This window comes from Streptomyces sp. NPDC016469 (assembly GCF_040632905.1).
In the GTDB taxonomy this organism is placed as follows: domain Bacteria; phylum Actinomycetota; class Actinomycetes; order Streptomycetales; family Streptomycetaceae; genus Streptomyces.
The window spans coordinates 1-1,020 of sequence record NZ_JBEYCQ010000139.1; the positions used below are offsets into that span (position 1 = coordinate 1).

Consider the following 1,020-nt stretch of genomic DNA (forward strand, 5'->3'; position numbering starts at 1 on the left):
GCGGGTCTGGGCTCGGTGGTCGAGACGCCGATCGTGGCGTGGTTGCGTGAGCTGGGCGGTCCGGTGGACGGGTTCAGCCAGGCGATGCTGGTGCGGACGCCGGATGGGGTCACGTACGAGGCGCTGGAGTCGGCGCTTCAGGCCGTCCTCGACCGTCATGACGTGCTGCGTGCGCGTCTGGTCCGGGGCGGTGGGACGTGGGGCCTGGAGGTTGCCGCTCCGGGTGCGGTCCGGGCCGGGGATGTGCTGAGCCGGGGCGAGGGGGAGATCTCCCTCGGTGCGGCGGCTGCCCGGGACCGTCTTGCGCCGGACGCGGGCGTCATGGTCCAGGCGGTGTGGTTCGAGGACGCGGGCCGGCTGCTGCTGACCCTGCACCACCTGGTGGTGGACGGGGTGTCGTGGCGGGTGCTGCTCCCGGATCTGGCGCGCGCCTACGAGGGTGCGGAGCTGGAACCGGTGGGGACCTCGTTCCGCCGCTGGGCCCAGGAACTGCACAGCCTCGCCGCAGATCGAGACGCCGAACTCCCGGTCTGGGAAAAGATATTGAGCGGGGACGATCCGATGATCGGGGCCCGCCGGCTCGACCCGGAGCTGGACACCGCCGCCACCGTGCGGCACCTGTCCCTCACGCTTCCCACGGATGTCACCGACTCCCTTCTCACGCGGGTTCCGGCGGTGTACCGGGCGGGTGTGAACGACGTGCTGCTCACCGCGTTCGCCGCTGCCGTTGCCGACTGGCGGGGGTCAGGCTCCCGCACTGTGCTGGTCGATCTGGAGGGGCACGGCCGCGAGGACGTGGTCGAGGGGGCGGACACGTCGCGGACGGTGGGCTGGTTCACGAGCATGTTCCCCGTGCGTCTGGACGCGGGGGAGAAGGGGGACTGGGGCGGTGCGCTCAAGGCCGTCAAGGAGCAGCTTCACGCCTTGCCGGACAATGGCATCGGCTACGGCCTCCTGCGCTACCTCAACCCCGAGACCGCGTCCCGTCTGGCCGAACTGCCCACCGCGCAGCTCGGGTTC

At 71.5% G+C, this 1,020-nt stretch carries 1 protein-coding gene; it reads left to right on the forward strand.

Features of this window, described 5'->3' with window-relative positions:
- Positions 1-1,020 (forward strand): condensation domain-containing protein (locus ABZ565_RS35820; RefSeq protein ID WP_361036504.1); only part of this gene is annotated, 1,020 nt, incomplete at both ends.